5 protein-coding genes are annotated in these 3,903 nt (G+C 49.7%); 3 read left to right on the plus strand and 2 right to left on the minus strand.

The genetic code is table 11. The annotated features are described in order from the left end of the window. Nucleotides 1-66: 66 nt before the first annotated feature. The 3 genes from rpsO (at nucleotide 67) to cofG (ending at nucleotide 2,011) form a co-directional block, all read left to right on the plus strand. Entirely contained in the window at nucleotides 67-330 is a 264-nt protein-coding gene (rpsO, locus tag LBJ25_00985) for a 30S ribosomal protein S15 (GenBank protein ID MDR1452539.1), read from the plus strand. Between the two features lie 123 nt (nucleotides 331-453). Next, a complete protein-coding gene (locus LBJ25_00990) occupies nucleotides 454-828 on the plus strand; it encodes a hypothetical protein (protein ID MDR1452540.1) in 375 nt (124 codons plus the stop codon). A gap of 34 nt (nucleotides 829-862) precedes the next feature. Further along, the gene (gene cofG, locus LBJ25_00995) at nucleotides 863-2,011 is read left to right on the plus strand and encodes a 7,8-didemethyl-8-hydroxy-5-deazariboflavin synthase subunit CofG (GenBank protein ID MDR1452541.1); all 1,149 of its coding nucleotides are present in this window, start codon (nucleotides 863-865) and stop codon (nucleotides 2,009-2,011) included. Between the two features lie 220 nt (nucleotides 2,012-2,231). On the opposite strand, the gene LBJ25_01000 is transcribed toward cofG, so the two are convergent. Beyond that, a complete protein-coding gene (locus LBJ25_01000; protein ID MDR1452542.1) occupies nucleotides 2,232-3,395 on the minus strand; it encodes a hypothetical protein in 1,164 nt (387 codons plus the stop codon). A gap of 29 nt (nucleotides 3,396-3,424) precedes the next feature. Beyond that, nucleotides 3,425-3,679 (minus strand): zinc-ribbon domain-containing protein, encoded by a 255-nt coding sequence (locus tag LBJ25_01005; GenBank protein ID MDR1452543.1) that lies wholly within the window; start codon nucleotides 3,677-3,679, stop codon nucleotides 3,425-3,427. Nucleotides 3,680-3,903 lie beyond the last annotated feature (224 nt).

Consider the following 3,903-nt stretch of genomic DNA (forward strand, 5'->3'; position numbering starts at 1 on the left):
ATCAGGCATGACAAAAAACGAAAAGAGTGCTAAAATTTTAGCCCCTTTTGGAGAACAGGAGAGCGTATGGCAGTTAAAAATAAAACGGAAGTTATTACAGAATTTAAGATCGGCGCCAAAGACACCGGTTCGACGCCAGTGCAGATCGCTTTGCTGACCGCGTCTATCAACAATCTGGTCGAGCATCTCAAGATCAACAAAAATGACTTTCATTCCCGCCGCGGTTTGTTGCTCATGGTTGGCAAACGCCGCCGCTTGTTGCGTTATTTCAAGTCCAAAGATCTGGCCGGTTATAACGCCTTGATCGCCAAACTGGGGATCAAAGGATAGGCTGCTTCGGTATAAAACGGCTTAAATATGCTGAAAATCAACAAAAAATTGACATAATGCACCCGAATAAGCTAAAATAACCTGCCTTTTGTCAGAATTTTATGTTTAAAGAAAGGGCGGAAAATGAGCGAAAGCGGCAAAAAAAGCCCGCAAAAAGAGGAAAAGGTCAACCGTCAAGCGGCGGAAACGATCTATGCGGAAATGGTAAGCTGCTCGCAATCCGGCGTCAGCTCGATCAATGCCGGTCGCGCGGACATCGATCACTCCGGCATCGGATTTCTCAAGGCGCAGAATGTCAGCCAGACCAACTGCGGCAACGCGGTGGTTGTAGCCAGGAATCTTAAGACCAGCTCGGTGCGTTCGCTGATCACGATCTCGGACAATATCGACGGCGATGTGAAAACCGTGCTGGACAAACAGGGCGCGGCGGTTTGCGGCTTGGTCTTTGCCGCGGTGCTGATGTTTTTCCGGATCATTAGACGGCTGTGCTTCAGATAATCTTTATTCGCTTAAAATAATTTTTAGGAGTTTTATGGATAAAAATATCGTCACCTATTCACGTTCGACTACGGTCAATCTTTCCCGAATTTGCTCCAGCTTGTGTGATTACTGCGATTTTCCCGTGAACAACGCGGATCAGGCGGCCTTTGAACTGGCTGTGCCGTACTCGACGATCAAGCATTGCGTGCAGGCCAAAAAAGCCGGCGTCAAAGAAGTGGTTTTTATGGCCGGCGAGCGGCCGGATAATTTTTCCGCGGTGCGCGCGCGGCTCGATCTCTGGGGCTTCAATTCGTATATCGAGTATGTGTACACGGTCTGCGAGCTGGCTTTTTTGGAAGGCCTGCTGCCCTCGTTGAATATCGGTTACATTGCCAAAGATGAAATGCTGCGCAACGCGGAAAGCGCCTGGAACGGCATCCGCCGGATTGTGGCGTCGGTTTACATGATGCTGGACTGCGCCGATGAAAAAATTTTGGAAAAATATTCGCCGCGTAAAACTTTGCAGTCGCGCGTGGAAACGATCTCTTATGCCGGACTCGGCAAGGTGCCGGTGACCACCGGTATTTTGGTCGGCCTTGGTGAATCGGAAAGAAGCCGCCGTGAAGCGCTGGAAATTATCAAAGCTCTGCACGCGGAGTATGGCAATATTCAAAATGTTATTCTGCAGAATTATCAGCCGATCAACAACGGCAAAGTGGAAATTAAAAATCTGGTCAGCAAAAATGAAATGCTCAAAACGCTGGATTTGGCGCGGCGGATCCTGCCGCGTGATATTCAGATCACCGTGCCTGGCGCGGATAATGAAAATATTTTGGATTTTATCAAAGCGGGCGTGCGGGATATCGGCTCTTATGATCTGGTGGAAGAAAAGAAAAACGGTCAGGATCATGACAAGCTGCTGGGCACGCTGAAAAAAGCTTTGAAAAAACAGGGCTTGGGTTTGCAGCGGCGGCTGCCGATTTTCTCCAAATATATTTTGGAAAACTGGTACTCGCGCAAACTGGCGCAAATTTTAGACCGCTACAAAGCGCTGCTGAAAAACTCCGAAAATGTCGATCTCGGCGTGGATGTCGAGGGCGCTTTTGCCGAGGAATTTGATTTGCCGGACAGGAGCAGATCACGCCGCCGCCGGGCCGGACGGAAAAAAGCGTCCCGTCCAGCCAAAAAAAGCAGGCGTTAATTCTGATTTTTGAGCTGCTTTTTGAGCAAGCCCAGTAAATAAAGCTTTTCTCCGCCGCGAATTTTAGCTTTAAGCAGCAAAGGGTCTTTTTGCATAACACACCTCCCTTACAAAAACTCCCAACATTTTTGCCAAGTCTTATATAGGTAATACTGCAAGATTTATGCCAACTGCCGGAGCAGGCTGTTTTTTACTGACAGCGGAATTTACACTCTCGAATTTATTCGACAATAATGGTTTGTTTGAAGATCTTTTCGTTTTTGAGCTGAAAGAAAATCGTGTAATTGCCGGTGGCTGGCGCCGGGATCTCGATAGTTTGACGGACGGGCAGGGAGGTCACTTTGTCCGCGGGGTCGAGCACAGCGATCTCTTGAATTTTTTCCGGCTGTAGAGCGCTGACGACGATGCGCTTGCGGAGCACATTGATCTCCGGCTGAAAATCAGCGTTGCCGGCCGTGCGCACCGCGGAGTTTTGCGGAAGCTGAAAATCGAGTCCCAGCCCGAACAAAAACGAATTGTCTATTTCCACTTTGGTCGGATTGAAGAGCAGAGCCAGATCACAGTGAAAATCGTTATAGCGCAGCCCCGTGCCGAGCGTAAATTCCTCGTTGCTGTTGTAGCCGCCGCGCAGACAAAAAATATTTTGCAGCAGCCAGGATTCCAAACCGAGCGCCCAGCCGCGCTCTTCCTCGCTGTAAATATCCAGATCAGCGTACAGATAATTTTCAAAATCGGACAGGCGCAAATGGTAAGCCGCGCCGGCGGTTAATTTGCGCGCCAGATATTCCTGCAGGCCGGTGCTCCAATCCAGCCCGGAAAAAACATTACGAAAAGCCGCGCCCAGCGTCAGGTCTTGATTCATGATCTGCATTAACCCTAAATCGACGGCAAAACCTTCGGCATGATATTTGTCGATAGCGCGGGAAATAATCTTGTAATTAACGCCGCCGAACAAACCGTGATCGAGGCGAAAAGCTGTGGAGAAATTGACAAAGCGGTACTCGTCAGCAAAAACACCTTCTTCCACGGGCAGGCCGCCGACCGAGCTGGTGCGCGGAATGCTGTTGATGCCTTCCTGCACTAGATTGAAACCGAGCGGCAAAATATCGCCGCCGAGCAGCAGCACCGCGTCCAGCGAGGAATGATTGACAAAACCCAGCTTTTGGTAATAGGTCAGATCAAAACCGCTTTTGCCGGCAAAGGCCAGCGCCGCCGGATTCCAGTAAGCCGCGCCGACTCCGCCAGCGCGCGCCGCGCCGGCCCCGCCGCAGCTCAAAACGGACAGGCCGGAAGTTTTGTCCAGAAGATCGACTGGAAACGAAGCCAGAGCGAACGTGAACAGCAGGCAAAAAAATCCGCTAATTTTTGGCCAAAAATTCACCATTCCCCCTGTCGGTCTGCTTGATTATAAAATTATAAAATCTTTTTGCCGATGACGACAACTCCCTGCGGCGCGGCTTCCGCCGCTTCGGCATTTTTGAGCGCTTTCAACGCGGCAATTTTGGCGCGGCGAAAACGTTCCTCGCGGCTCAACGGCGTAAATTTACTGACGCCGGTTGGTTTGCCGACCTTAACGATATTACTTTGTACTTCCAGCGAGCAACCACATTCCTGACAAAATTTGGAATCATCTTGATTTTCCTTGTGGCAATTTGAGCAAATCAGCATAACACGCATACCTCCAAGAGTGATAAGTATTACTATACACTAATATAGTAATGCGGTCAATTTCATGCAGAGACAACCGCTCACCGACCGACACACTCCGCTCCCTTCGCCAGCGTATCCGCAGGATACTCCGCTCAGGGAGCGAGCCTATTGATCCCGTGGAACAAAATGTTTCACGGTGGAAACACACCATATGTAGCGTATATACGGTTTAGTTTTCGGAT

It is taken from the genome of Candidatus Margulisiibacteriota bacterium (genome assembly GCA_031268855.1).
GTDB lineage: Bacteria > Margulisbacteria > Termititenacia > Termititenacales > Termititenacaceae > Termititenax.

What these genes read in the sequence shown, in the direction of transcription:
- LBJ25_01005 (MDR1452543.1), bottom strand. Translation starts at nt 3,679, where the DNA reads ATGCTGATTTGCTCAAATTGCCACAAGGAAAATCAAGATGATTCCAAA.
- rpsO (MDR1452539.1), top strand. Translation starts at nt 67, where the DNA reads ATGGCAGTTAAAAATAAAACGGAAGTTATTACAGAATTTAAGATCGGC.
- LBJ25_01000 (MDR1452542.1), bottom strand. Translation starts at nt 3,395, where the DNA reads ATGGTGAATTTTTGGCCAAAAATTAGCGGATTTTTTTGCCTGCTGTTC.
- cofG (MDR1452541.1), top strand. Translation starts at nt 863, where the DNA reads ATGGATAAAAATATCGTCACCTATTCACGTTCGACTACGGTCAATCTT.
- LBJ25_00990 (MDR1452540.1), top strand. Translation starts at nt 454, where the DNA reads ATGAGCGAAAGCGGCAAAAAAAGCCCGCAAAAAGAGGAAAAGGTCAAC.